We start from the raw sequence: 25,963 nt of genomic DNA on the forward strand, positions 1-25,963 counted from the left end.
GCGAGGAAGAGCAGAGCAATTGTCAAGACCTGTGGATGGGAGCCGCGCCGACCCATTGGTGGTAGGCGTCTACGTCGACGTTGCTGCCGCACACGATGGTGACGACGTGCCGGCCGGCGAAGCGGTCGCGGTCTTCGAGGATCGCCGCGATGCCGAGCGCGGCCGAAGGTTCGACGACGAGGCCGGCGTGGTCAAGGAGCATCCGCATACCGGCGATGATCGACGCCTCCTGGACCAGGACGGCGTCGTCAGCGACCAGGAGAAGGTCGTCCAGGACGGCCGGAATGGGGCACCGGCCGGCGACGCCGTCAGCGATCGTATTGGTCGAGTCGGTGGTGACGACACGCCGCTGGCGCCACGAGTGTGTCAGCGCCGGTGCCCCCAGCGGCTGGACGCAGATCACCTCGACTTCGGGTGCCAATGCCTTCACCACATGACCCACGCCGGTGGCCAGCGCCCCGCCACCGAGAGCGATCAGGACGGTGTCGAACGACGGCGCGGTGTCCACCAGTTCCAGGCCGATGGTCGCCGCGCCCTCGCAAGTCTCGATGTCCAGGCTGTCTTCGACCAGCCGGATGCCGTCGTACCGAGCGATGGCCGCCGCCCGCTCGCGGGCCATCTCATGGTCGCCGTCCACCAGCTCCAGCCTGGCGCCCAGTGCGCGGATGCGATCAAGCTTGGCCCGAGTCGCAAAGCGGGATGCCACGACGGTGACGTCGAGGCCCCGGCCGCGGCCGGACCAGGCGAGGGCTTGGCCGAGGTTGCCCGCGCTGGCGCACACCGCGGCTCGCGAGGCATCGCCGGCGAGCAGGCTCGCGACTACCTCAGTGCCGCGGGCCTTGAAGCTGCGGACCGGGTTCGCCGTTTCGAGCTTGATGCTCACCCTGCACCCAAGGCCGGGCTCCAGCGCCTCGCAGCGGTACAGCGGAGTGTCGAGAAAAACCGGGTCGATCACCCGGCGAGCCGCCCGGATCCGAGCAGTGTCGAGACGCGTCTCCTGCACGGCACAGCAGCGTAGCGTCACCGGCGCTGGTTCCATGAGCAACTGCCAGGAGTCGTAGGCCGGTTGAGTTGTCTCACGCTGCGGCGGGTTCCTCGGGGCGTTCGACGAGGTGACCGTTCTCGAAGCGGGCGCCGACCCGGACAAGGTCGACTCGATGGGGTTCGTGGTCCGCAAGTGGATCCAGTGCTCGGCCGGGAAGTCGTAGAACGCCAGCAGTTCCTCGGCGTCGTCGGTTATCTTCGCGACGGCCTTGGGGAACTTGGCGCCGTAGGTCTTCGCGAACGCCTCGATCGCCTTTTCGGCGTGGGCGCGGTCCTCGGCGTACGCCACCACGCTGGTGCGTGTGCTGAACACATGGTTCGGCCAACCGGCCTGAGCACCGCATTAACAGTCGTCTCAGGTTCGCTCAGTAGCAAGTAGGCATCCAAATAAGCGATGCAACCCGTATGTAGGAGGCTAGTGATGGCAGTCAACGCAGCGCCGTCCGGGGAAGCGCCGGCCGGTCGGTTGGCGGGCCGGTGGGTGCCGTGGTTGGTGATTGGCTTGTGGCTGGTGCTGGCGGCGGGCATGGTGCCGCTGAGCGGAAAGTTGAGTTCGGTCACCACCGACAGCGCCGTGGACACCCTGCCGGCCGGCGCCGAGTCCACGAAGGTGGCGGTGCTGGACGACCGTCTCCCCGGTGGTGACAGCAACACGTTCGTCTTCGTGTACCACCGCGCCGGCGGCATGACCGACGCCGACCGCGCGACGGTCGAGCGCCACTACAACACCCTTGCCAAGCGGTACCCGCCGAAGGCGACGGCGGCGGCCGGTGAGGACGGCGAGGGCTCACCGCTGAGCCTCTCCACCGACCGCAAGGCGATGATGTTCACCCTCGAGGTGAGCACGGCCTACGGTGCACCGGAGGAGATCGTCGGCCCGTTGCGTGAAGCGGCGAAGGACCGCCCCTCCGGCCTGGAACTCGATGTGACCGGCCCGGGCGCGATCGACGGCGACATGGACGCCGTCTTCGACGGCATCGACGTGCAGGTCCTTCTCACCACCATCGTCGTCGTCACGCTCCTGCTCATCCTCACCTACCGCAGCCCGGTGTTGTGGATCATCCCGCTGGCGGCCGTGGGCGCGGCCGCACTGACCGCGATGGGGACCGTCTACCTGCTCGTCAAGGGCTTCGGCATTGTGGTCAACGACCAGAACTCGGCGCTGCTGACGATCCTGGTATTCGGTGTCGGCACGGACTACGCGCTGTTGCTCATCGCTCGTTATCGGGAGGCACTGCACCACCATGAGAACGTCCGGGTCGCGATGGTCCACGCGCTGCGCTCCGCGGCGCCGGCCATCGTCGCGTCCGCGGCCACCGTGGTCGCCGGCTTGCTCTGCCTGCTCGTCGCGGACCTGAACAGCACCAGCGGGTTGGGCCCGATCGGTGCGGCGGGCATCCTGTGCGCGCTGGTGGCCATGCTGACGCTGTTCCCGGCGGTGCTCGTGGTGCTCGGCAGGCGGATCTTCTGGCCGGCGATCCCGCGGTTCAGTACGGCCGTGGAGGAGAGGCCGGGGCTGTGGGGACGGCTCGGCGCCGCCATCGGCCGCCGCCGGTGGGTGGCGACGCTCGGCTCGCTCGGAGTCCTCGGCGTGCTCGCCATCGGGCTGGCGGGCAACACCGGCGCCCTGCGGGAGCAGGACCAGTTCCTGTCGGCGCCGGAGTCGGTCACCGGCTTCACCGTTCTCCGCGAGCACTTCCCGGAGCTCGGCGGTCAGCCGATGACGGTCTTCGCGCGGCCGGCGTACCAGGAGCGGGTGCTCGACGTCGTCAAGGACACTCGCGGTGTGGCCCTGGCCATCCCGGAGCGGACCAGCGGTGGCTGGGCCAACATCTCCGTGTTCCCGAAGGACGCGCCGGACACCGTCGCAGAGTACGACACGATCAAGCGGGTGCGCACCGCCGTGCACGCGGTGAGCGGGGCGGAGGCGATCGTCGGCGGGCCGAGTGCGGAGAACCTCGACACCGAGGTGACCACCGAGCGCGACGAGAAGCTGGTGATCCCGCTGGTGCTCGCCGTCGTCCTGATCGTCCTCGGGCTGCTGCTGCGCGCGATCCTGGCCCCGCTGGTCCTGATGGCCACCGTGATCGTCTCATTCGCCGCGGCCTTCGGCGGCAGCGTGTTCGTCTTCGACACGATCCTCGGGTTCAAGGGTGTCGACTATTCGGTGCCGCTGCTGGCATTCCTGTTCCTGGTGGCGCTCGGCGTCGACTACAACATCTTCCTGGCCAGCCGGGCCCGGGAGGAGACCGTGCGTCTCGGCACCAGAAAGGGCATGCTCAAAGCCCTCTCGGCCACCGGTGGCGTCATCACCTCGGCAGGGCTGGTCCTGGCGGCAACGTTCGCGGTCCTCGCCACACTTCCGCTGGTGATGCTGATCGAGGTCGGGTTCCTGGTCGCCTTCGGCGTGCTGCTCGACGCCCTGCTGGTGCGGTCGGTCCTGGTGCCCGCCCTCACCCTGCTGATCGGCCGGCGGATGTGGTGGCCGAGCCGGCTGTCCCGTCCAGCGGCGGAGCTGCCGGACGGTCAACAGTCGTTCGCCGACGACGAGGAGCCCGCGCTGCAACGGTGAGCGCGGCGGCACGGACGAGATCCGGGACGGGGACCCAGGCCCGTCCCGGATCTTTTCATGGGTCCGACGGTCGCCGCCCTTTGGTCCTGCGCCACGCGCCGGGGCTGGGGTCGGTGCGGTGTCCTGCCCCGACGGTGAGCCGCGCGGGGCCATGCCCGAGGGCCGCCGTCTCTTGTCCTGCGCCGCGCCGCCGGGCGCGTCAGCACGCCGCGGTGTCCTCCCCGGCGGTGAGCCGCGCGGGGCCATGCCCGAGGGCCGCCGTCTCTTGTCCTGCGCCGCGCCGCCGGGCGCGTCAGCACGCCGCGGTGTCCTCCCCGGCGGTGAGCCGCGCGATCGGGGCGGGCGGGGCCGCGGCCGGAAGGTCGACCCGAAGCAGCGCGCCACCGCGTGCCGAGCGGGCGACGGTGGCCCGGCCGCCGTGGGCGTCGACGACCCGCTGTACGATCGACAGCCCCAGACCGGATCCCGGCAACGCCCGGGCGCTGTCGGCACGGTAGAACCGGTCGAACACCCGCGGTACGTCGGCGGCGTCGATGCCCGGCCCGGCGTCGTCGACCTCGAGCACCACCGACGCGTCCTCGGTACGGAGCCGGACCTGGACCGGCTGGTCCGCGGGGGACCACTTGCCGGCGTTGTCGATGAGGTTGAGCACCGCCCGCTCGAGCGCAGCGGGACGCCCGCTCACCCACACAGAGGTCACGTCGAGCGCGACCTCGACGTCGGGCGTGCGGGAACGTGCCCGGGTCGCGGCGGCCGCCACCACGTCGGCGAGGTCGAGCAGCTCGGTGTTCTCGTCGCTGACGTCACCGCGCGCCAGGTCGGTCAGCTCGGCGACAAGGGTGCTCAACTCGGCCACCTGGGCGCCGAGATCGTTGAGCAGCCGGGTCCGGCTCTCCGCCGGCAGTGCGCTGTCCAGGGTGCCGCGCCGATCGAGCCGGATCAGCAGCTCGACGTTGAGGCGCAGGCTGGTGAGCGGGGTCTTGAGCTCGTGGGCGGCGTCCTCGGCGAGCAGCCGCTGGGCCCGCCGGGAGTCCCGGAGCGCGGCGAGCATGTCGTTGATCGACTGGATCAGCCGCCGGATCTCCCCACCGCCCTCATCCGGGATGTCGGCGTCGAGATCCCGGGTGTGCGCGACACGTACCGCGGCGGCGGTCAGCCGGTCGATCGGTGCCAGCCCGGTCCGTGCCACGGTCCGCCCGACAAGGGCGCCGCCGACCACGCAGAGCAGCCCGATCAGCAGCATGCCGAACCCGAACTGGTTGATCGGGCTGTCGTCGGCGACCTGGGCCACCTGGACCGCGCCGTCGCCCGCCCGCAGCGTGTAGATGAGGTAGCCGTCCTCGTCGCTGTCGTTCGACTCCATCAGGTCGGCCGACGCGCCCTGCGCCACGCGCCCGGCGTGCTCGCTGACGGGGGGCAGCGCGGGTTGGCCGGCCGGCGTCCGGGTCGAGCCGTCGGGCAGGATGACCCGCACCAGCCGACCGGATCCGGGATACGGCGGAAGCTGGACCTGCGCCAGACCGGCGCGCTGCGCGTTCGTCGCCAGGACGCGGGAGTCGGCGCGCAGCTGATTCTTGGCGCTGTCCTGCAGCTCCCAGCCCAGTAGTTCGCTGGCCACCTGGAAGGCCACGAACACGCTGACCGCGATGGCCGTCGCCGCGATCACCGTCAGCCTGCTCCGCAGGGACCGCCGGCGCCACCATCGGGTCAGCCGGCGCGGTTCCCGGCCGTCGGGCCTGCTCACGGAGGAGTCTCCCGCAACGTGTATCCCAGGCCGCGCAGCGTGTAGATCAATCGCGGCTCACCCTCGGCCTCCATCTTGCGGCGCAGGTAACTCACGTATACCTGAAGGTTGTTGGCGGTGGCGCTCATGTCGAAGCCCCAGATCGCCTCGAACAGCGCGTCGCGGGTCAAGACCCGGGTCGCGTTGCGCACGAGGACCTGCAGGAGGGAGAACTCGGTCCGGGTCAGGCGCAGCGGCCGCCCGCCCCGCCACGCCTCGAACCTGTCGGGATCGAGCCGGACGTCGGCGAACGACAGGATCTGCGACTCCCCGTCGGTCGGCGTGCGCCGGCGCAGCAGGGCCCGCACCCGGGCCAGCAACTCCTCGGTGGCGAACGGCTTGGGCAGGTAGTCGTCGGCGCCCGCGTCCAGCCCCGTGACCCGGTCGGAGACCTGGTCACGGGCGGTCAGCATCAGCACCGGCAGATCCCGACCCGCGGCCCGCAACCGCCGGCAGGTCTCCAACCCGCCGAGGCGGGGCATCATCACGTCGAGGATCAGCAGATCCAGCGTGTCGCCGTCGGCCTCAACGACCCCGTCGAGCACGGCGAAACCGTTGGCGACGGTGCTGGTGTCGTAACCCTCGACCTGGAGCACCCGCTCCAGCGACTCACGGATGGCCGCTTCATCATCCGCGATCATGATCCGCACGCCGGCCCGCCCCCTTCCAGTCGATGTTTTTGCCGCTCATTGTCCCCGATCAACCTGAGGCCAGGATTAGAGCGTCGCTGGGGACCGCGCTCTTACGGATACCTAAGTGGTCGGCTCCGGAAGTCCTTCGGGGGTTGACCCCGGGACGGCGTGTCTGTCGGGTGTCGCCGAACTCCTGGCTGGCACAGCCGTTGACGAGGGCTGCTACCGCCAATCCGGATGGCCACGGCCAATCACCGACCGCCTGGCCGGCCGCGGGCTCGACGTCATCACTCCCGCGCCAGCGGGCCGCGCGTTCGTCCACCAGGTCATCTTCAACGGATACACCCGGAGGTGTGCGTCAAACCAAACGGTTTGGGTGTTGTTCTCAGTCCGAGCGAGGGAACATGCGCTCGACGGCGGCCACCAGTGCGGCGCGGCGGGCGGTGATGGAGGGGTCCACGGCCTGGTCTGCGGCAGCGGCGGCGATTTCGGGCTGACCTGCCCAGGTCATGGCGATCTGGTTGATCAGGGCGAGGACGTCGACCGGGTCCCAGGCCGGGTCGAGCAGCCCGATGTGCTGTGCGTCGCGGAGTTGGTCGAGCTTGCCGGCGATCGTGGCCTGGAGGGGGCTGGTGGTGTTGTCTGCGGGCTCGGCCAGCTCCAGGCGGCCCCACATGATCAGGCGGTAGTGGTCCGGCCGTGCCGTGAAGTGGTCGAAGAGGATGCCGGCATAACCGGGCAGGTCGGCCGGGTCCAGCTGAGTGGCCTCGATGAGTGCGGTCGTCTCGTGTTCGGCGACGTGCGCGTAAAGGGCTTCCTTGCTGCGGAAGTAGGCGTAGACACGTTCCTTGCTCGTCCTGGCCTGCTTGGCGATGCGGTCCACGCGGGCGCCGGCGATCCCGTGCCGGGCGAACTCCTCCTTGGCTGCGGCGACGATCCGCTGGCGCGTGGAGTCGGCGGACTCGCCCGCGATGGCGGCGTCCGAGGTCCGGCCAGGGTTGGTGGAGCGATGCATGAGCCCAGGATAGGCGACCGAACCGTTCGGTTTTGCGTTGCACTCCAGACAGGCGTAGGTTCAAACCGAACAGTTTGGTTTGGTCAGCTATGGGCTGCCGACATGACACGAGGAGCGATCTCATGCAGCACCGCACCCTGGGACAGCAGGGACTGCGCGTCTCCGCGCTCGGACTGGGCGTGATGGGGATGTCCCTGGCCTACGGCCCCTCGAACGACGAGGACGGCATCTCCACCATCCGCCGCGCCCACGAACTCGGAGTCGACTTCTTCGACACCGCCGAGCTGTACGGCCAAGGCACCGGCAGCAACGAGACACTGCTCGGCAGTGCAGTCAAGGACTTCCGCGACGAGGTCATCCTGGCCACCAAGTTCGGCTTCGACATGACCAGCAAGACGCCGGGGAGCGGCGTCAACAGCCGCCCGGAGAACATCCGCAAGGTCGCCGAGAACAGCCTGCGCTACCTCCAGACCGACCGCATCGACCTCTTCTACCAGCACATCTCCGACCCCGACGTACCGGCCGAGGAGGTCGCCGGCACTGTCGGTGACCTGATCGCCGAGGGCAAGGTGCGGTACTTCGGCCTGAGTAACGTCGGCCCGCAGTACATCCGCCGCGCACACGCCGTCACCCCGGTCACAGCCCTTCAGTACGAGTACTCGGTCTTCGAACGCGAAGTAGAGGACGAGATCCTGCCGGTCCTGCGAGAGTTGGGGATCGGCCTGGTACCGTACTCGCCGCTCGGCCGCGGCTTCCTCTCCGGCGTGGTCAAGCCCGCTGACGAGTACCCCGAGGGCGACATGCGCCGCTGGGACGAGCGCTGGCAGGGCGAGAACTACGCCTACAACCTGAACGCCGCCGAGCAGCTCCGAAAGCTCGCCGCCACCAAGGGCATCACCCCCGCCCAGCTTGCCCTGGCCTGGCTGCTCGCCCAGGGCGAGGACGTAGTCCCGATCCCGGGCACCCGCAGCGCCACACGTCTGGAGGAGAACGCCGGCGCCACCGGCGTAGAACTCACCGAGGCCGACCTGGCCCGTATCCGGGAGGTCCTCCCCCAGGGCTCCGCAGGCAGCCGCTACCCGGCCTCGATCATGGCTGGCTACCACACCGACTGACAGCCCGTACACCAAGTTCGGCGGTCCCGGGCATGCGGCGGCGAGCAGCGGCGGCATGCCCTCCCAGGCGGGGCTGTGACCGGGGTCTGTGCCCACGTGCGCACCAGCCACGGCGCGCCCCGGTGAGGGCAGCAAGGATTGAGGCCATGAACGTCGGCCGCCAGCGCGAGACGGGCGGTGTTCCGGCCTGCAAAGCCGCCCAGTCCAAGTCGCCTGAGCTTCAGGTAGATGTACTGCGACTGGATTGGGCGGGCCGGGTTCAGACCGACGAACAGCCATGGGGTAGTGCTTGCAGCACGGTTGGACTCCCATACGGCTTTGGCGTGTTCAAGGTGCTCCAGGACCAGTTGAGCCAGCCGGGGAGGCAGCCGCAGAAGGGTTCCGTCGAACTTCAGCCGAACCGTTGCCTCTTGAACCTCGGGTCTTCAGGGAGCCTGACCGGGACGGTGAGGTTCGAGGTGAGACCTCGTCCGATGCCGTCGAGGCGGCCGAATGCGAGACCTTTCGGCTGGCCGGACGGTAGTGTCCGCGTGTGCGTTGATCTTCCGGGCGGCGGCCAAGCGCCGCCGCAGACGGTGCGGGCGGCCCGATGCGCTCGGGACCCGCCCAGCTGGCGTACCCGTCATCACAACGCGGAGATCACCAATGACTGATCAGAGGCCCATCACCTACGACGCGTTTGTCGAACTCGCCGCCGCTGATTCAGCTGTCGTCGGCCTTGTCCTCAAGGGCTCCCGGGCTCACGAGGGCATGGCCACCGAGTACTCGGACCACGACCTGTACGTCGTGCTCAAAGCTGACGCGACGACGGCTCTCACCCGGTTCGCGGGTCACCGCACCCCAGAACTCGACCTCGTCATCCTCTCCCTCGACGAGTTCCGCGCCGCCGGAATGCCCGGCTTCGAGCGGTACGCCCTCGCCCGTGCCCGGGTCGTGCTCGACCGGCTCGACGGAGGTATCGCCCAGATCTTGGCCAGCAAGGCACAGCTCGACGCCGACGAAGCCTTCCGAGGGGCAGGCGAATGGCTCGATGCCTACGCCAACTCCCTCTACCGCTCGGTCAAGAACGACCGCGACGGATATGCGCTCGCGGCCCGGCTCGACGCCGCCGACAGCATCCGGTTTCTGCTGGAGTTGCTCTTCGCTCTCGACCGTCGTCCCCGCCCCTACAACAAGTATCTGGAATGGGAGCTTGCCCGATTCCCGTTGCCCGGCTGGGACACCGGCATGCTGCTCGACGCTGCGGACCTCATCTCAGGGACAGGCGACGTGTCCACACAGCGTCGTCTCTTCACCCGTGTCGAGGCAGTGGCCCGGCAGGCCGGGCACGGCGCGGTGCTGGACGCATGGGGTGAGGACTTGGACCTGATGCGACCGCAGTAGCAGCGCGCCGCAGGGGTTCCCGCCTCGCCACTTCGGCCGCGGCGGCCAGACTGGTCTCACTGATGTCCACGAGACCGCCGGGCGAAGCGGGCGGGTTCGCTGATTTCTGGACGGGGAGTCACAGGAACCCGCGCGTGAGTGCGTCATCGGCGGCTTTGAGTATGGCGGGTTCGCGGCCGAACAGGCTGTGAGCGAGCGGTCCGTCATTGCTGCGATGTGTCTGACCGACCGGCGATCTGGATGCCGTGGTCGGAACGGCTTGACCTTAACGCTGGGTCAACCCTCCATCCTTCCGGGAGGAGCTTCCGCGCAGTCGCCTGGAACAGCTCCGCGAAGGAGGCAGCTGACCATGACGGCCCAATCGATCGCCGGTCCGGCGATTCGCGTGCGGGGTCTCGAGAAGTCGTACGGGAAGCTCGAAGTGCTGCGCGGTGTGGACTTCGAGGTGGCGCGGGGCAGCATCTTCGCCCTGCTCGGCTCCAACGGGGCGGGCAAAACCACGACCGTGAGGATCCTCGCCACGCTCCTTAAAGCCGACGCGGGGGCGGCAAGCGTCAATGGCTTCGACGTTGCCACGCAACCGGCGAACGTGCGGGAGTCCATCAGTCTCACCGGGCAGTTCGCGGCAGTCGACGAGATCCTCAGCGGTCGGGAGAACCTCGCCCTGGTCGCCAGGCTGCGTCACGTCAAGGACCCGGGCGCAATCGCGAATGACCTGCTGAGGCGTTTTTCGCTGAGTGAGGCGGGCGCGCGGCGAGTGTCCACGTATTCGGGTGGGATGCGCCGCCGGCTGGACATCGCGATGAGCCTCATCGGGAATTCGCCGGTGATTTTCCTGGACGAGCCGACGGCCGGTCTTGACCCCGAGGCGCGCATTGAGGTGTGGGATGCGGTCAAGGAGCTGGCCGCCCGGGGGACGACGGTGCTGCTCACCACGCAGTATCTGGACGAGGCCGAGCAGTTGGCCGACCGGATCGCGATCCTCCACGCGGGTCGGATCATCGTGAACGGCACTCTCGCCGAGCTCAAGCAGCTCTTCCCGCCCGCCAAGGTCGAGTACGTCGAGAAGCAGCCGACCCTGGAGGAGATCTTCCTCGCGGTCATCGGCGGCGGCGACAGGAGCGACGCCACCGGCACGACAACTGAGGGACGAGGATGACCGCGTACTTCTTCAGCGACACTGCCGCGCTCACGGGGCGGACCCTGCGCCATGTCACGCGCAGCATGGACACCATCATCACGACCGTCATCACGCCGGTCGCCATGATGCTGATGTTCGTCTACGTGTTCGGCGGCGCTATTGAGACCGGGTCGGTTTCGTATGTGAACTACCTGCTGCCCGGCATCCTGCTCATGACCATCGCATCGGGCATCTCCTACACCGCGTACCGGCTGTTCACCGATGTGAAGAGCGGGATCTTCGAGCGATTTCAGTCCATGCCGATCGCGCGGTCGGGTGTGCTGTGGGCCCATGTCGTCACCTCTCTGGTCGCCAACCTGATCGCGCTCGTGCTCGTCGTGGGCGTCGCTGTGCTCATGGGCTTCCGCTCAGGGGCAGGAGTGTCGGCATGGCTCACCGTCGCCGGCATCCTGCTCTTGTTCACCCTGGCGCTGACCTGGCTCGCCGTGATCCCAGGGCTCTCCGCGTCGTCGGTCGAGGGAGCGGGTGCGTTCGCCTACCCGCTCATCTTTCTGCCGTTCGTCAGCTCGGCGTTCGTGCCCACAAAGACGATGCCCGGCCCCGTGCGCTGGTTCGCCGAGCATCAGCCGGTGACGTCGATCGTCAACACGATCCGTGCTCTGTTCACAGGGCGGCCGGTCGGCGACGACATCTGGATCGCGCTCGCGTGGTGTGTGGGCATCCTCGTCGTGGCGTACGTCTGCGCGATGATCGCCTATCGCCGGAAGATTGCCTGAGGCAGTCTGAGACCCATGCTCACCATCAGCCAGCTTGCGGCGCACGCCGGGGTGACGGTACGGGCAGTACGCCACTACCACAAGATCGGGCTGCTGCCCGAGCCTGAGCGCGACCGGTCCGGCTACCGGACCTACGATGCTGCCGCGGTCGTGCGGCTGATCCGTATCCGCACTCTGGCCGATGCCGGCGTGCCGCTGGCCAGGGTGCAAGAACTTCTCGACGCCGGCCCGGAGGAATTCGCCGGCGGCGTTCAGGAGATCGACAAGGATCTGCGCGCCGAGATCCGGCGGTTGCGGGGCACCCGCAGACGGCTCGCCCGGCTCGCCGCCGGGGAGCACCTGGCGCTCCCGCAGAGCGTCGTGGACTACCTCGACCGGCTGCGCGGTCTCGGCGTCGAGGAGCGGTACATCGAGATGGAGCGGGACGCCTGGATCATGATCGCCGCCCAGGTGCCGCACCAGATCGACGCCGTGATCGCCAAGAAGCACGAAGAGTTGGACAACCCCGACATGGTGAAGCTCTACAGCATTCTCAGCAGGGCACTCGACAGGCCGGTCGACGATCCGCGGATAGTCGAGATCGCCGACATCCTGGAGCGCCTGATGATTCGCGCTGAGGAGGCCGGCGAGGTGGGTGCCGACGGCTTCGACGACCAGTTCGTCGACCTGCTGGACTCAACCATGGCCAACTCCTCACCGGGCGCCAAGCGACTCCTGGCGATCCTGGAGAAGAGGGGCTGGAGGGGCTGGACCCGCGTTGAGCGAGTGCCTGCCGACAGGCCCAACACTGAGCCGCCGTCACCTTGAAGGCAGATCAGGGGCCTGGTGGGCCAGAAGCCGCCGGGGTGGCCGGCGGGGAACCTCTCCAGGACGGTGCGCTGCGCGGGGAGGGCGGTCGTCATCGGGTGTCGCCTTCCTCATAGGCGTCGATGAGGTCGCCGATCGTGTCGGGGTTGGCGGCCTCGCCGACCCAGCGGCCGGACGCGGTGAACACCGCGACCTGGTCGCGGTCGGCGTCGAAGACAACGACGTAGTTCCCGAACCGCTCCAGTACGAGGTCGTAGAGCACGGGGGCCGGGGTGGCCTCCAGGACCTCCAGGCTGTCGACGGTGAAGTGGGCGGGGGCCTCGGGGGCGTCGGTCTGGGTGAGGGTGCGCGCATCTCCGAGCGACCCGGCCGCCGACCGGGCGGAGGGAGCCGGACGCGGGTTGCTCGGGTTGCGGGAGCGGGTCGCCGTCTATGGCGGCGACCTGGACGCCCGCCGCCGTCTCGGCGGGCCGCTACCGGGTCCGCGCCCGGATTGCCCTGGACCGGCCATGACACCCGCCGCCCCCCGCGTCGTCGCCGACGACCAGGAACTCGTCCGCACCGCGTACCTGGGCGGCCGGTCCATCGCCGCCCAGGCCCGCGAGCACGGTGTCAGCCGCAGCGCCATCCGCACGGCCGTCGCCGACCTCATGCCCGAGCACACCGCGGCCGACCGCGAGGACACCCCGGCCCCACAACTACCGGTCACCCTCGACACGCCGGGCAAGGTCGCCGTCTTCCTCCGTGCGACCGAGCTGGGGGTATCGCCGAGGTGAGCCCGAAAAGTCGCCAATAGTTGATCTTGGTGTTCCGGCCGGTTCGGCCGTCACCCGTTCGGTCCAGTGTCGTTGGTGGTGATGTTGACCATCGTCTGGGCCCGGGGCGGGATTGTGACCTCGATCGAACAGACCGCGTATCCGCGGTTCAAGCGGCTGATCACCGCCCATGAGCTGGCACCTGTTCTTCGCGCCGACCCGGCAAGAGGCGGCGTGGGCGGCTGAGCGGATGGATTCCGACGGTCATCAGCTCGCTCTGCTGCTGGCGTTGAAGTCCTATCAGCGAATGGACGGGTTTCCGAAGCCGGATGAGTACCCGGAGATGGTGGTCGATTTCGTCCGCCGCGCGGTGGAGTTGCCGGAGGGCACGAAGCCGTTGTGGGCACTAGGCCGGACGGCCGAGCGCCGGCGCACGGAGGTGCGCCGCCGGGTTGGGGCAAGGTACGACCGGGCTGGGCCCGCAGGGCCGCGGAGGCGTCGATCCGGAAGGAGGTCGCGGCGAAGAACCGCCCGGCGGACCTGATCAACCTTGCGCTGGAGAAGGTGGCGGAGGCCGGGCTGGAGCTGCCTGCGTTCTCCACTTTCGACGCGATGGCCTCGACGGTTCGCAGGGAGGTGAACGCATCGCTCGCGCGCGAGCGGTGGGGCAGCAGGAGAGCGTGGCGGCCGGGGCGATCAGTAGAAGTGTCGGACGAACACGTCCGACTTGCCGTTGGTGTCGCCGGGCACGATGTCGTCGGCCGTGGAATGGAAGACCACGTCGCGGCCACCGGCGCTGACGGCGTCGGTCCCGGCCGAGGCGGGCTGGTTCGAGACGATCTCGTCGGTGCCGGTCTCCAGGTCGCGCAGCGTGAGCGACGGTCCGTTCGTGTCGTGTGGGGCGTACAGCAGATAGCGGCCGGTGGGATCGATGGCCACCCCCCGCGCGTTCGGCACCAGTTGGTCGGTGCCCGAGCTCTCGTCGTGGACGTAGGTGTCGGAGCCCGAGAGGTAGACGACCTTGCTGCCGTCCTTGCTGAGCTGGACGAGTGTCGCCGCCTTGGACGGGCCCTCGATCGGGCCGGAGGAGGTGTCGTCGGTCCGGTCCCACACGAAGACGTCCTCCGCCTGGCCGTCCTGGTAGGCGACGAAGCGGCCGTCGCCGCTGATGGACGGCCGGGCCGAGACGGTGTGGTCGAACGCGGCGACGGTCTGTGTGGTGTCGGCGCGCCAGTCCCGTACCTCGATGCGCTGCCGGGACGGCGGTCGGTTGAAGGTGGCGACCTGGGCGATGTAGCGGCCGTCCGCGCTCAGCGACGGCTGGCTGCAGCTGAGGCCCGGGCAGTTGATGCCGATCGTGCTTCCCGAGCTCACCTGCGACAGGAATGCCTTCGTGTCTCTTTGCAACAGCCCCCAAAAGGCGACGTATTGCCCGTCACCGCTGATCACTGGGCCCTGGTTCGTCGGGGTGATGCTGCTCATCAGCGTGGTCTGGCTCGTCTGCCGGTCGCGGACGAACACCCTTTCCCATGTCACCGGGTTGGCGGGTGTGAGGTTCTTCGCCAACGACGAGAAGGCGATACGCCGGCCGTCCGTCGTGATCGTGGCGCCGGCGGAGTCGCCGTCGCCCTGGGCGCCGTCGGTCGCGACACTGATCCGCTCGACCCCGGCTCCGCTGTCGCTCGCGACGCCCGGCACGGTCATGGGCTCAGCCGAAGCGGCTCCGGGCAGCACCGTCGTGACCGCGCAGACCACGACCGTGGCGCTCAAGGCGGCCCGCACACGTCTGGTGGCGCTCCGATTCGCGTTTCCCCTCATTTTTTCCCCCTAAGGCAGGACATGGTCCTTCTCTCCGGTTCCCCACCGGAGGGCCACAAGCATGCAACCGCGATGGCGCTGTGGGGTCAATGCGTCGCATGACTATCGAGAGGCGCGGTTCCGGTCAGGTGAGAGCGGTCGGCTTCGCAGCGCGCAGGGCCATAGGGCTCGATGAGACGCCGGGTGGGAAGGCCGAGCAGGGACATAGAGTGACGAGCGGAGACGACACGGCGAGCGGATGGCCGCGCGAGGACCTCAGCCCTCCCCGTACCGGCTGAAGAATCCGACCAGCATCTGGTGGTCCGGTAGCCCTTCGGGGCTGTAGACGCCGGCGGTTTCCGGCGTAGAGCGGCAAGCGGCCCTGGCCGTTGTCGCCATTGCTGGCCCTCCGTCATCCGTGATCGATCTCAGCGACAACGGCTGTAGCGAGCCCACCAGTAGAGGCCGACGAGGCATGGATGGGATGGTGAGTGTGGCTGGACTGTTCGGGCGATGTCGCGCATCTGACGGTTGTCACCCAGTTGACGCTGTGCGTCACTGTCAGCAGTGGAACTGCTGGCTGTTGCCTCTTGCCGGGGGATCTGTGCCGGAGAGCGGTTGCATGGCCGCAGGCAGCGTCCTGCGCGACATCAGCCGAAGGCTCCTGCTTGAGCATGATGCTCGTCGCGGCCTGAGATCTCTGTTCCGACACCGCTCAGAAAGGCATCATCATGCCCGTGTTTATCCGGACGGGCACCGTGCCTAGTGCGGGTGGTGATCAGTGGGCCTTGTCAGCCGGCCGACGGAGTGAGGCTGGTGCGGTCGAACGGGCCACCGTGCGCGGCGGCGTACGTGATGGCGTCGTTGACGGCATCGAGGCCGAACGACCGGACCCGTTCGGGGGCGAGATCCAAAGCGCCCGAGGCAAGGAGCCGGATGATGCCGACATTGGCTGTGCGCGGGTACATCCACTGCCCGCGCACGGTGATCGAGTTGCGCATGATCCATGGGTACGGGAGTGCGAGGTCGTCGCCACCGAGCATGCCGACGCCGCCCATGAGGACGACGCGGCCGTACTCGCGCACGGTCATGGCCGCCGCGCGCGAGGCCGAGCTGGGTGCGCTCGGCGGGAGCAGGTCGATCACCATGTCGATCGGGCCGTCGGCCGTCGTGGACATCGCCGCGCGGTCGGTCGCCTCGTCTCCGGTCAGCGGGACCGGGCGCAGACGCGGACCGAAACGGTCGGCGAGGAGGTCGAGCGCGGCCTGGTTGCGGCCTGGGGCGACCACGCGGCCCGCGCCCATCGCGAGCGCGACCGCGACCGCGCTGCTGCCGAGGTTGCCGGTGGCCCCGCTGACGAGCAGCGTCTCGCCGGCCGCGAGCCCACCTGCCAACAGCCCGCCGTAGGAGATGGTGTGCACCGTGAGCGCGGCCCAGCGGGCCGGATCCTCTCCGGCCGCGGCGGGCAGCGGAAAGACGTTCTCCGTCGGGACCCGCATGAACTCGGCGAACGCGCCGTCGTGCATGTACTCGGCGAGCCGCGCGCCGCCCTCGCCGCGCGAACTCCAGCCCTGGAGCGTGATGTCGGGCGTCAGGGCATCGTCCCGCGAGCGCACCGTCGAGTCGCACCACACCAGGTCGCCGACCCGCAGCCGGGTGGCGTCAGGGCCGACGTGGACGATCCGCCCCACCGCGCCAACACCGGGCACGACAGGAGGGACAAGGGGGTACTTCCGCTTGCCGCTGAAGACTTCGGCCGCGTAGGGCGCCACGCCGGCGGCGAGGACCTCGACCACCACCTCACCGCTACCGGCCTCGGGGTCCGGCACCTCCCGTACCGCGAGTGGGGCGCCGAACCGCGTCAGAACTGCTGCTCGCACGTGATGACCTCCGTGTTCGTCCGTGCTCCTGAGATCGACACTAGGAGCGGGACGAGCATGCGGGAAGCGATGATCTCGCATCTATGGTATGCGTAAGTCGCATGGACATCTCCAGCACGGGGCTCCGGGTACTGCGGCAGATCGCCGAGTCCGGCAGCTTCACCGCGGCGGCCGCCCGACTCGGATACACGCAGTCGGCCGTCTCACGCCAGGCCGTCGCCCTCGAGCGCAGCGCCGGCGCCACCCTGTTCGAACGCCGCCCGGACGGGGTGCGGCTCACTCCCGCAGGCTTGACCCTGCTGCGGCACGCCCACACGATCCTCGCCTCACTCGCAGCGGCCGAGCGTGAACTCACCGGCACCCTCCCGCGGACCGAACTGGTGCGGCTCGGGGCAGTCCTGAGCGCGGGCTCGGCGATCCTGCCCGCCGCACTCGCACACCTCGCGGAGGCCGACCCGCAGCTCACGGTCACCACCCGCGAGGGCACCACGCCCTCCCTGATCCGGGCGTTGCGCGCGGGCTCGCTCGACCTCGCCGTGCTGACATCCCGCCCACCCCACCGGCCCTTCGACGGCGAGTTGCCGCGCCTGCACCTCGAGACCGTCGCGGACACCGAACTGGTCGTGGCGGTGCCTTCGACCGGAGACTTCGCCGGACGCACCACGGTGCACGTCGACGAACTGGTCGACGCCGCATGGATCGCCACCCCGTCGTCGAACTCCGAGCCGCTGCTCGGCGTCTGGCCCGGCCTGCCCGGACGGCCGCGCGTCGTCCACTCCGCGCGCGACTGGCTGACGAAGCTCCAGTTGGTCGCCGGCGGCTTCGGCGTGACCACGGTGCCGTCCGGGCTCTCACCGATGCTGCCGCCCGGGGTGAGCGTGCTGCGCGTCGACGGCGCACCCCCCGAAATTCGCCGGGTGCTCGTGGCACGCCTCTGCGGCCACCCCACCCCGGCGATCACGGCCGTCACCCAAGCGATCACTTCGACCGCCTGAACCGCCACCAAGGCCGCACACATCGCGTGTGCCCCTTTCCCCCTCACGGGTGGGGCACCGCGGTCACCGTGGCCTGTTCTTCGCGGTACTGGCGATCGGCTTCAGATGCGCCGCTGCCGCATCTGCCGGCGCTGCGGCAGTCGAGCATCGGCACTGTGCATGTTGAGGCGCAGAGCACCGCGTCCGGCAGTCTACCTGTGCGTTTCGGAAGGTAGCCGTGGCCGCGATCGCTCCGGCTCCGAACTGGTCCGTCGCAGCCGGAGGGCGATCAACGCCGTGAGCACGAAGACCGCGGCCTCGTAGGTCATGGCGTGGCCGAACGCCGCGTTCGTTCCGTCCGCCGGTGCGAAGTAGGCCAGCCCGGCCGCCGTCACCCCGATCGAGCCGCCGAGCTGCTGGGCCGTGGGCAGCAGCCCGGACACCGAGCCCGCTGTGTCGCCCCGCACACCTGCCAGAACCAGGGTGAATACCGTGGCTGTGAACAGGCCGAACGCCGCGCCCCCGGCCGCCAGTACCGGCAGGGCCGCCCGGCGCCCGGGCCCGGTGGCGATGAGCGGCGCGAGCGCCACGGCCGTACCCGCCAGGACCAGCGCCGCGGCCGTCAGGGCTGTCGGGCCCAGGCGGCGGGAGAGGGCCGGGGCGGCGCGGCTGCCCAGAACGGCGGCCGCGGCGAACGGCGCGGAGACCAGCGCGGCGGACAGCGCCGGATATCCGAGGGCGGACTGTAGGTGCAGGAACAGCAGATACGTGAACGACGGCACCCCGGCGTTGAAGACGAACACCAGCAGCACGCCCAGCCGCGCGGTCCGGTCCCGCAGGACCGACGGGTGGACCAGGGGGTCCGGCCGGTGCCGGAGGGTGCGGACGAAGCAGGTGAGGGCCGCCGCGGCCACGGCGAAGGAGGCCCATGTCCACCAGGGCCAGCCGGCCTCCCGGCCCAGCGCGCACGGCAGGACCAGCGCGCCGAAGCCAATGGTGGCCAGCGCCGCGCCGGCCCAGTCCACACGCTGCTCGCCCGTGCCGCGCGTAGGGGGCAGCAGGGCCGCTCCCGCCAGTGAGACGACTGCCACCGGCACCGTCACCAGGAAGACCGCACGCCAGCCGAGGCCGAGCGGGTCGGCGCCGACGAGCAGCCCGCCGATGAGCGGCCCGGCCAGAGATGCCACGCCCATCGTGGCGCCGTAGAAGGCGAGGGCTCGTGGGCGACGTTCCGGGGCAAGACCGGTGCGAATGAGGGAGAGCACCTGCGGGGCGACCAGGCCGCTGCCCGCACCCTGCACCAGCCGGGCCGCGACCAGCCATCCGGCGCCCGGGGCGGCGGCGCAGGCCACCGAGCCGGCCGTGAACACCGCGGTGCCCAGCACGAACAGCCGCCGGTAACCGTAGCGATCGCCCAGCCGCGCGGCGGTGATGAGCAGGCACGCGTACGCCAGGGTGTACCCGGCCAGGACGAGCTGCACCGCGCCGGGGCCCGCGCCCAGGCCGGACTGGATGGCCGGAGCGGCGATCTGCGCGATCGTGACGTTGAGCAGCTGCACGAAGGTGGCACTCAGGACCACCGGCAGCAGGAGTCGACCGCCGTTCATCGGACCAGGGTCTCGGCGAGGTCCCGCGGCCGGGCGGCGAAGGGGCTGTGGCTGCCCGGCAGGGTGTGGACGGTGAACGGCTCGCCCGGCATGGCCCGGTCGGCCTCGGCGATCATCAGATCCTGTGCGGCCGTCGGCAGCGCCCGGTCCTGCGCGCAGCGCAGGAAGGTGCGCGGGATACGGCCCCAGCGCGCCGCGGTGAGGGTGACCGGGGTCGTCGGGACGGCCAGCGGCAGGTCGGGGCTGAGCGCGGAGCGCCAGCGGTCGAAGCGGTCGGCGGGCGTGTCGTGGTAGTGGGTCTGCCGCAGCTCCTCGACGTAGGCGGGGTCCGGCGAGAGAGGGTCGATCCGTACGGCGCCCAGCGTCTGGGGATCACCGAGGTTGAGGCTCTGTCCCCGTGCGGTGGCGTTCTCAGGTGCCCCGAGGTAGTCGGAGAACCGGGGGCGGCCGGCGGGGACGAACGCGGAGAGGTAGACGATGCGGTCGACCAGCTCGGGCGGGCGCTCTGCGGCCAGCGACGCGGGGCCGCCGCCCGCGCTGTGGGCGACGAGTACGACACGGCCGTAGCGGCGGACCCGGCGCAGTGTGTCCAGGACGGCGTCGGCGCAGTCGTCCGTCGTCACGTCGGCGAGCTGCGACCTCTCGGTCAGCAGACCGGGCCGCCCAGGCAGCAGGTACCCGCTGGGCAGGGGGGCGTCGAAGCCGTGCCCGGGCAGGTCGACGGCCACACTCGCGGCACCGAGACCGGCGAGTGCGCGCTGCGTCGCGGCCCACTGCCACGAGCCGTGCCAGGCGCCATGGACGAGAACGAAGACGGTGTTGTTCCCATCGGTGTTCAGGGAGGGTGTCATGACTCCCATCCCAGTCGGCGACGGCAGCGCCATCCACTGAAAGATGTGACAGGCTGGGTGGCGATACTTTTTGGGTATGGAAGGGTTGGCCATGGAGGCGCGGCACCTGCGGTACGCACTGGCCCTGGCCGAGCACGGACACTTCGGCCGGGCGGCCCACGCGCTGGGCATCGCACAGCCCCCGCTGTCCAAACAGATCGCCGACCTGGAGCGCGAGACCGGGGCCCGGTTGTTCGACCGTACCCGCCAGGGCGTGTTCCCGACCGCCGCGGGCGAGGCGTTCCTCGCCCGGGCGCGGCGGGCGCTGGAGGAGATGACGGCGGCCACGGTCGACGCCGGACGGGCGGCGCGCGGCGAGACGGGCCGACTGCGCCTGGGGTTCATCGCCTCCGCGCTGCTCGACCCGCTGCCGGACGTCCTGGGCCGGTTCGGCCGCGAGCGGCCCGACGTACGGCTGGAGCTGCACGAGATGGCATCCGGCCGCAGCGCCGCCGCTCTCATGGCCGGAGAACTGGACGTGGCCGTCACCCTCGGGCCGCCACGGGGCGCCGGGGCCGAGCACCTGGTGTCCGTTCCGGTCGGGCACGACCATCTCATCGCCGTGGTCAGCAGCGCGCACCCCTACGCCGGCCAGGCGTCGGTGAGTGTGAACCAGCTGCGGCGGCAGCCGCTGATCGTGGCTCCCAGGGAGGACGAGCCCGCGGTCGCCGCCGGGCTGCGCACCCTGCTGGGCGAGGACGACGCCGCGCTGGACGGTGCGACCGTCGCCAGGGACGTGCACACGATCATCGGCCTGGCCGCCTGCGGGGTCGGAGTGGGTCTCGGGCCCTCCCGCATGCTGTCGGCCCCACGCCCGGGCGTCCGGTTCTGCGAGGTGACCCCGCGTACGGCGCTGCCCGACCTGGTCCTGTCCTTCGCCGACCAGGACCGCTCCCCGGTGCTCGGCGCCTTCCTCGACACCGTCCGCAGGAACTGCCCCGATGTCGGCGCCGCGCTCGACCTGCGGTTGGGCCAGGCATGAGTACCGGATTCGGTTGCGTCAACCGCCCCTTCGAGGACTCGGACCAACGGCGAAACTCAGCGCCGACCGTGCTCCGGTCCGTCGGGGCCGGGCCCGGGCCATCGTTGGAGCGGGTGGGCGCCAGGAGCTGCCGCCGCTTCCGGGTGTGGGGGAGAAGGGCCCTCCGCCTTGATCGTGGACACCTCGGCACTGGGTCTTGAGTTGAGGGAGAGGAGTCCCAGGCGGGGACCTACACGTTCTGCGGACGGGTTCGCCGTGTTGCCGCTTGGTCGATGACGGTACCAGCCGAGGGCCCTCGGCCGATGCCATCCGTCCAGGAACGGCCCACGCCCGAAGATCTCGGGGGCGACGAGAGCGCCATCGGCTGCTTCGCCCCCAAGGGCGAATGGTTCGAGGTGACGGACGACGGGCCTGACCATGTGAACGCGGTGGTCGACTGGCAGCTCAAGACAAACTGGACGTCCGTGAACTCCTGACGATTCACCTACACACCCCCGGAACTCCGGCTCGAATACCAGACGCAAGCACCGGCGTCCAGCAACGATCCGAGCAGGATCGCGCATTCCGAACATCAATTGCTCGCCGGATTCCCACATGCCCTCGCCGCGGACGCGGACCACGACGAACTGATCAACAGCCTTCTGCCGGGCAATGCCCTGACCTCTGGTTACGGTAGTCCTTGGGGGGCATGCCGTAGGTGCTGCGGAAGGCGCGGGTGAAATCGGCGGCGCGTAGGAAGCCCCAGCGGGCAGCGATGGCATGGATGGGTATGGTGCGCTGAGCCGGGTCGGCGAGGTCGTGACAGGCTCGTTCCAGACGCTGGCGGCGGATCCAAGCCGCGACCGTCGCCTCTTCGTTTTGGAAGAGGCGGTGAAGGTAGCTGGTGGAGATGTGGTGCGCGGCGGCGATGGCGCGCGGGGTCAGGTGCGGGTCGTGCAGATGCTGCTGGACGAAGGCACGGATGCGTAAGACGAGCGCCTGCCGGCGGGTCTCCGGTGGGAGAGAGTTGTCCGAGTCCAGGGCATGGGCGATCAGTGCGGACAACAGGTCGACCACGACAGTCCCGAGCCGGGGTCCATCGGACGGTTGGTACGAATCCGTGCCTCTCGCAAGCTGGGTGAGCAGTTGCGCCAGCAGGGAGCCGAACCCGTCCTGCGCTGACAGCCGCAGCCGGGCCGCCTGGTCGAGCTGGTTGCGGGGCAGTGGCAGCAGTGCTTTGGGGACCTCCAGCCCAACTCCCGTGTGCAGGCCGGCGTCGTCACCCCCGTGGATGTCAACGGGCCGCGAGGTGTCGACGACGCACAGGCTGTCCGGACCGTAGACGGCCTCTTCCTCGCCCCGGACGGCGCGCAGCGCCCCGCTCAGAGGCAAAGAGATGTGCAGCCCCTCAGGATCGGACTGCCGGATCAGTTTCGGCGTCCGTCGAAAGCACAGTGGCTGGAAGGCTGTCGGCCACACGGATACGGCACCGAGGTTCAGCAGGCGCTGGGAAGCCCGGAAATCCGCCCAGTGGTCACTGCGCAGGTCCAGTGGCGCATGGGTCTGGCCGACCAGTTCGCGCCAGCAGTCGAACCGGTCGGCCGGGGGCAAATCCTCGCTGCGGAACACCCTTTCGACCAGCATCTCGCGTCCTCCCTGTCGTGCGAGTCCCTGAACGGATTACCTCTTGCCCCTTGATGAGGGCAAGGCAGGAGTGAACCATCCACAGATACACATCTGGTGAATGCCCTGGCGGAGGCGGTTCCACCTACCCGGGGTGTCGGCCGTCCCTTGTCCGCCTGTTCAGTTCCCGCCTGGGCGGCGGGGCCGCAGGGGCCGGTGGCCGGCAGGGCCGAGCTTGGCGATTTCGGTGTCGACCTCGACGTTGATCGTGCCGAAGAAGTTCACGTTCTCGCTGTGGGCCGGGGAGATGTGCGCGAGGGAGTTCGTCGTCGACCGCGCGGCCTTCGGCTCGCATCTGGGCGATGGCCAGGCCGTAGTACTCCGTCCTCCAGGTCACGACCGAGTTGGTCAGCAGCGTCAGGCACCATGCCTGCTCGGTCTGTGCGGCCAGGTGGCGGTGGCGGATCGCGCCCTCGTGCGCGTAGAGCAGGCTGCGGCGCAGGGAGTGCGGCGATTCGCCCTTGTTGAGTTGCCGGGCGATCTTCCTGCGGTAGGTCTCGTCCGCCGGATAGCGGGCGGCGTAGACGGTGCGTCGCAGCGCTCCGTGCTCCTTGAGGGCCCCGGCGAGGGTGTTCTGCCGGGAGGAGCGGACAGCTTGCCGACGATCAGTGAGGCGGTGGCGTGTCCGAACTTGATCGACCCGGCCAGGCGGAGCAGATCGCCCCAGTTCTCCTCGATCAACCTCATGTTGATCTTCTGGGTGAGCAGAGGTCCGGCCACTGGCCAGAGGCTGCCCACGTTCCGCTGTGGGTCCATTCGGTACAGGGTGATCTTTCCCAGGTCCCGGATGCGTGGCGAGCTGCTTCCCGACGAGGTCGAACAGTGCGGAGTTGACCAGGGTGACGCCGTGCGTATCGGTCGCGTGCTCCGATCGGGAGGTCGGTCTTGTTGCCCATGATCTCGTCCAGCACGTAGTGCGCCTCCCTGCGGGTCACCACGATGACCTTCGTGACCCAGATTCGTGGCGTTCCCGATCAAAACGGCCAGCGGGGTCCGTTTCAGTTCCGGGGAGCGGGCCTGCTTGCCGCCGGCGTGCGTGAAGCAGTCCAGGAAACCGGTCCGCCTATCCAGCTCCACCAGCAACGAGGCGATCGGGGCCAACGGCAGCAGCTCCGACAGTTCCTCCTTCAGCTCGGCGGCCTCGGCCGGGATGTCCTCGGCCGATGGTGTTCCGCAGCTGCCCGCCGACCATCTCGTCCTCGATCCCGGGTGTCCACCAGGACGGGAAGGATCTCGTCCAGCAGCGCCTGCCGTCCCTCCCCGGCCGCGGCGCGGGCCGCCGGCTCGTCGCGCATCTTGGTGAGCGCCCGGCTCTCCCGCGCGGAGACGGCCTGATCGAACAGGCCGATGACCTCGTCCAGCACATCGGCGGCAGACTGCGCCAGCACCGTCAGCAGCCCGTCGAGCTCGCCCATCAGCTTCGGCGTCGGCAGATGCCGCACCCGCTGGTACGTCTCCCGCCCCGCCTCCGCCCGCGCCGTGGCCACTCGCTCCAGCAGCTTCACCACCCCGGGCCGCACCACCCGCGAAGGGGCCGGATGCTCACAGGCCAGACGGAACAGAAGGGACGGCGAGTCGTGTTCCATCGCGCGGGCGAGCCGGAACTCGTCCAGCTCCTTCAGCTCCAGCGCCTTCGCCGACTTCCAGTTCAGGTACCGCATCACCTCACGCAGATGCCCCGTGCGGGTCTGCCACCGCTCTCCGTAGAACCGCAGCTCGCCCACGGGGATCCGCAAGTGCCCGGACAACCGGGCCACCGCCGCCACCGCCGCCACCGGCGCCGAGGCGACATCGTCCGGAACGAACCCGAGCCACGGCAGCGTGCACAGCTGCACTGCCAGCCCCAGCCGGTCCTTCGGGCTACGGCCCCGGCCCGGATCGATAAACCCCATGTCCGCCGACGTCAGCGTGAAGAACCGGATCAGCTCTTCCTTGCTGATCTCCGGAAAGCCGCGCAGCCGCGCCAGCTCGTCATCCGCGAACACACGGGTCGCCACCGATAACCCCCACCGCAAGCAGTCACATACGGCGACCCTGTCGTATCAACGGCTTACCGCACTGCATGGTGAACGACCCTGCCGCTCCCCAGGACACGGGCACGAGGAGGACTGCTGACCCCACCGTCGGCGACTACGGGGCAGGTCTTCAACGAGATCTCCGTCGGTTCCAGCGGCATCGTCCCAGGTCAGCGATATCCGTTGTTTTTGCGGCGGATAATACGGTGGCCCCCGTCACGGATTGCAAGTCGGCTCATCAATCGACCCCGTAAGACCTTGAGTTAGCAGACCCCGACCCAAGCTTTCGCTGCTGCTCTGGGCACCACGAGTCTGCAACGTTGCGACGATCATGCGAATGCCGCAGGCACGCGAACGCGACCCCTGTTCGTGATCTTTGGCTTCGGGCAACCTTGATCATCAGGGGTCGCGCTCGTTGTATCCAGTCGGGCCAATCGGCCGCAGACCGCCCCATCAGGGCGAACCTTCACCTCGTCACCCGAGAACGCATCCGCCCCGGGGAGCAGGCACGGGCCGGCCCGTATGCGCTTCGTTCAGAGTTTCAGCGCCACACGAAGAGAGAAGCGCCCTTGACCTTAATCCCCTTGTGGGCGAGGGTGTCACCCCACGGCACAGTAATTGATCCCCTACTCCCGCAGCCGGCGTTGTACCACTTCCTCGCGCCACCGGGATAACCCTTGACCTTGATGCATGGGTTTCCCCTCTCCGCGGACCATGAATAGGTCATCTTGAGGCCGGGGTACCCAGCGAACCCACAGGGAGCCTTTATCTCACTGCTCCACCTGAATGGAATACCGACCGCCCGGTTCCAGTCGGTGCAGTCGCCTGACACAGCGACGGCGCGGTGAGCGGAGACCACACGCGCAGCCGTCGAGTCACGGACCGGCACCGCCTGGGCAGTGCCGACGCCGACGGTCCCGAGAGCCATCACTCCGGCTATCGCGCCCACGTACAGTTTCCTACTCATGAAATCCCCCATCACGCATGTGCTCCTCTTACCTTGGGTCACGCTGGGATCGGTCCTGTTCGCCAGCGAGTGCTTTCACGGTAGGTGGCAGCAGCATGGATTTCGTTAGCACTGAGCGCACACCTATTTGGCGATGCGTCTACTCGGCGATGCGATGGGCTTGGTG

General features: G+C 69.3%; 23 protein-coding genes and 2 pseudogenes. 11 read left to right on the forward strand and 14 right to left on the reverse strand.

The genetic code is table 11. The annotated features are described in order from the left end of the window. Positions 1–22: 22 nt before the first annotated feature. Both ACZ6TD_RS46145 and ACZ6TD_RS46150 read right to left on the reverse strand, forming a co-directional pair. Positions 23–1,003, reverse strand: a complete 981-nt coding sequence (locus tag ACZ6TD_RS46145; RefSeq protein WP_471358653.1) for a threonine ammonia-lyase — start codon at positions 1,001–1,003, stop codon at positions 23–25. Between the two features lie 138 nt (positions 1,004–1,141). Next, positions 1,142–1,324, reverse strand: a pseudogene (locus ACZ6TD_RS46150) (transposase); the annotation flags it as partial. A gap of 141 nt (positions 1,325–1,465) precedes the next feature. Here ACZ6TD_RS46150 and ACZ6TD_RS46155 point away from each other — a divergent pair. Then, complete coding sequence (locus ACZ6TD_RS46155) at positions 1,466–3,616, forward strand: MMPL family transporter (RefSeq protein ID WP_471347998.1); 2,151 nt, start codon at positions 1,466–1,468, stop codon at positions 3,614–3,616. 292 nt (positions 3,617–3,908) lie between these two features. On the opposite strand, the gene ACZ6TD_RS46160 is transcribed toward ACZ6TD_RS46155, so the two are convergent. From ACZ6TD_RS46160 to ACZ6TD_RS46170, 3 genes are all read right to left on the reverse strand, one after another. Next, complete coding sequence (locus ACZ6TD_RS46160; RefSeq protein ID WP_471348000.1) at positions 3,909–5,360, reverse strand: HAMP domain-containing sensor histidine kinase; 1,452 nt, start codon at positions 5,358–5,360, stop codon at positions 3,909–3,911. Beyond that, on the reverse strand, positions 5,357–6,049 hold the full coding sequence (locus ACZ6TD_RS46165) for a response regulator transcription factor (protein WP_471348001.1): 693 nt from the start codon (positions 6,047–6,049) through the stop codon (positions 5,357–5,359). Before ACZ6TD_RS46165 ends, ACZ6TD_RS46160 begins: the two co-directional genes overlap by 4 nt. Positions 6,050–6,416: 367 nt before the next feature. Next, complete coding sequence (locus tag ACZ6TD_RS46170; RefSeq protein ID WP_471348003.1) at positions 6,417–7,046, reverse strand: TetR/AcrR family transcriptional regulator; 630 nt, start codon at positions 7,044–7,046, stop codon at positions 6,417–6,419. A gap of 122 nt (positions 7,047–7,168) precedes the next feature. Here ACZ6TD_RS46170 and ACZ6TD_RS46175 point away from each other — a divergent pair, with 122 nt between their 5' ends. From ACZ6TD_RS46175 to ACZ6TD_RS46195, 5 genes are all read left to right on the forward strand, one after another. Beyond that, positions 7,169–8,161 (forward strand): aldo/keto reductase, encoded by a 993-nt coding sequence (locus ACZ6TD_RS46175; protein ID WP_471348005.1) that lies wholly within the window; start codon positions 7,169–7,171, stop codon positions 8,159–8,161. Positions 8,162–8,806: 645 nt separating this feature from the next. Continuing rightward, positions 8,807–9,544 carry a hypothetical protein gene (locus tag ACZ6TD_RS46180; RefSeq protein ID WP_471348007.1) on the forward strand — a complete coding sequence of 246 codons (738 nt, stop codon included), beginning with the start codon at positions 8,807–8,809 and terminating at the stop codon, positions 9,542–9,544. A 349-nt stretch (positions 9,545–9,893) separates the two neighbouring features. Continuing rightward, positions 9,894–10,703: an ABC transporter ATP-binding protein gene (locus tag ACZ6TD_RS46185; protein WP_471348009.1), complete on the forward strand. Its 810-nt coding sequence runs from the start codon at positions 9,894–9,896 to the stop codon at positions 10,701–10,703. Next, positions 10,700–11,461, forward strand: a complete 762-nt coding sequence (locus tag ACZ6TD_RS46190; RefSeq protein WP_471348011.1) for an ABC transporter permease — start codon at positions 10,700–10,702, stop codon at positions 11,459–11,461. The genes ACZ6TD_RS46185 and ACZ6TD_RS46190 overlap by 4 nt, the downstream gene beginning before the upstream one ends. A gap of 15 nt (positions 11,462–11,476) precedes the next feature. Continuing rightward, positions 11,477–12,268, forward strand: a complete 792-nt coding sequence (locus ACZ6TD_RS46195; RefSeq protein ID WP_471348013.1) for a MerR family transcriptional regulator — start codon at positions 11,477–11,479, stop codon at positions 12,266–12,268. Positions 12,269–12,359: 91 nt separating this feature from the next. On the opposite strand, the gene ACZ6TD_RS46200 is transcribed toward ACZ6TD_RS46195, so the two are convergent. Further along, positions 12,360–12,530: a hypothetical protein gene (locus ACZ6TD_RS46200; RefSeq protein WP_471348015.1), complete on the reverse strand. Its 171-nt coding sequence runs from the start codon at positions 12,528–12,530 to the stop codon at positions 12,360–12,362. A gap of 247 nt (positions 12,531–12,777) precedes the next feature. On the opposite strand from ACZ6TD_RS46200, the gene ACZ6TD_RS46205 reads away from it, so the two are divergent. Both ACZ6TD_RS46205 and ACZ6TD_RS46210 read left to right on the forward strand, forming a co-directional pair. Next, a complete protein-coding gene (locus tag ACZ6TD_RS46205; RefSeq protein ID WP_471348017.1) occupies positions 12,778–13,044 on the forward strand; it encodes a hypothetical protein in 267 nt (88 codons plus the stop codon). A 75-nt stretch (positions 13,045–13,119) separates the two neighbouring features. Further along, positions 13,120–13,269 (forward strand): hypothetical protein, encoded by a 150-nt coding sequence (locus ACZ6TD_RS46210; RefSeq protein WP_471348019.1) that lies wholly within the window; start codon positions 13,120–13,122, stop codon positions 13,267–13,269. Between the two features lie 450 nt (positions 13,270–13,719). Here the strand turns inward: ACZ6TD_RS46210 and ACZ6TD_RS46215 are convergent, their stop codons facing one another. Then, positions 13,720–14,793, reverse strand: coding sequence for a hypothetical protein (locus ACZ6TD_RS46215; protein ID WP_471348021.1), 1,074 nt, complete (start codon positions 14,791–14,793; stop codon positions 13,720–13,722). Between the two features lie 818 nt (positions 14,794–15,611). Beyond that, positions 15,612–16,700 carry an alcohol dehydrogenase catalytic domain-containing protein gene (locus ACZ6TD_RS46220; protein WP_471348023.1) on the reverse strand — a complete coding sequence of 363 codons (1,089 nt, stop codon included), beginning with the start codon at positions 16,698–16,700 and terminating at the stop codon, positions 15,612–15,614. 101 nt (positions 16,701–16,801) lie between these two features. On the opposite strand from ACZ6TD_RS46220, the gene ACZ6TD_RS46225 reads away from it, so the two are divergent. Beyond that, a complete protein-coding gene (locus ACZ6TD_RS46225) occupies positions 16,802–17,695 on the forward strand; it encodes a LysR family transcriptional regulator (protein WP_471348025.1) in 894 nt (297 codons plus the stop codon). 191 nt (positions 17,696–17,886) lie between these two features. Here the strand turns inward: ACZ6TD_RS46225 and ACZ6TD_RS46230 are convergent, their stop codons facing one another. Next, positions 17,887–19,281, reverse strand: a complete 1,395-nt coding sequence (locus ACZ6TD_RS46230) for an MFS transporter (RefSeq protein WP_471348027.1) — start codon at positions 19,279–19,281, stop codon at positions 17,887–17,889. Continuing rightward, positions 19,278–20,132 (reverse strand): alpha/beta fold hydrolase, encoded by an 855-nt coding sequence (locus ACZ6TD_RS46235; protein WP_471348029.1) that lies wholly within the window; start codon positions 20,130–20,132, stop codon positions 19,278–19,280. Before ACZ6TD_RS46235 ends, ACZ6TD_RS46230 begins: the two co-directional genes overlap by 4 nt. A 91-nt stretch (positions 20,133–20,223) precedes the next feature. Here ACZ6TD_RS46235 and ACZ6TD_RS46240 point away from each other — a divergent pair, with 91 nt between their 5' ends. Further along, positions 20,224–21,153 carry a LysR family transcriptional regulator gene (locus tag ACZ6TD_RS46240; protein WP_471348031.1) on the forward strand — a complete coding sequence of 310 codons (930 nt, stop codon included), beginning with the start codon at positions 20,224–20,226 and terminating at the stop codon, positions 21,151–21,153. Positions 21,154–21,455: 302 nt separating this feature from the next. Next, on the forward strand, positions 21,456–21,629 hold the full coding sequence (locus tag ACZ6TD_RS46245; protein ID WP_471348033.1) for a hypothetical protein: 174 nt from the start codon (positions 21,456–21,458) through the stop codon (positions 21,627–21,629). Positions 21,630–21,783: 154 nt separating this feature from the next. Here the strand turns inward: ACZ6TD_RS46245 and ACZ6TD_RS46250 are convergent, their stop codons facing one another. From ACZ6TD_RS46250 to ACZ6TD_RS46265, 4 genes and pseudogenes are all read right to left on the reverse strand, one after another. Next, positions 21,784–22,776 carry an AraC-like ligand-binding domain-containing protein gene (locus tag ACZ6TD_RS46250; RefSeq protein WP_471348035.1) on the reverse strand — a complete coding sequence of 331 codons (993 nt, stop codon included), beginning with the start codon at positions 22,774–22,776 and terminating at the stop codon, positions 21,784–21,786. Positions 22,777–23,128: 352 nt separating this feature from the next. Next, positions 23,129–23,892 (reverse strand): annotated as a pseudogene (locus ACZ6TD_RS46255) (Tn3 family transposase); the annotation flags it as partial. Positions 23,893–23,942: 50 nt separating this feature from the next. Next, positions 23,943–24,812: a DUF4158 domain-containing protein gene (locus ACZ6TD_RS46260; protein WP_471348037.1), complete on the reverse strand. Its 870-nt coding sequence runs from the start codon at positions 24,810–24,812 to the stop codon at positions 23,943–23,945. Positions 24,813–25,371: 559 nt separating this feature from the next. Next, on the reverse strand, positions 25,372–25,809 hold the full coding sequence (locus tag ACZ6TD_RS46265) for a hypothetical protein (RefSeq protein ID WP_471348039.1): 438 nt from the start codon (positions 25,807–25,809) through the stop codon (positions 25,372–25,374). Between the last annotated feature and the right edge of the window lie 154 nt (positions 25,810–25,963).

The sequence above is a fragment of the Streptomyces yongxingensis genome, assembly GCF_055597465.1.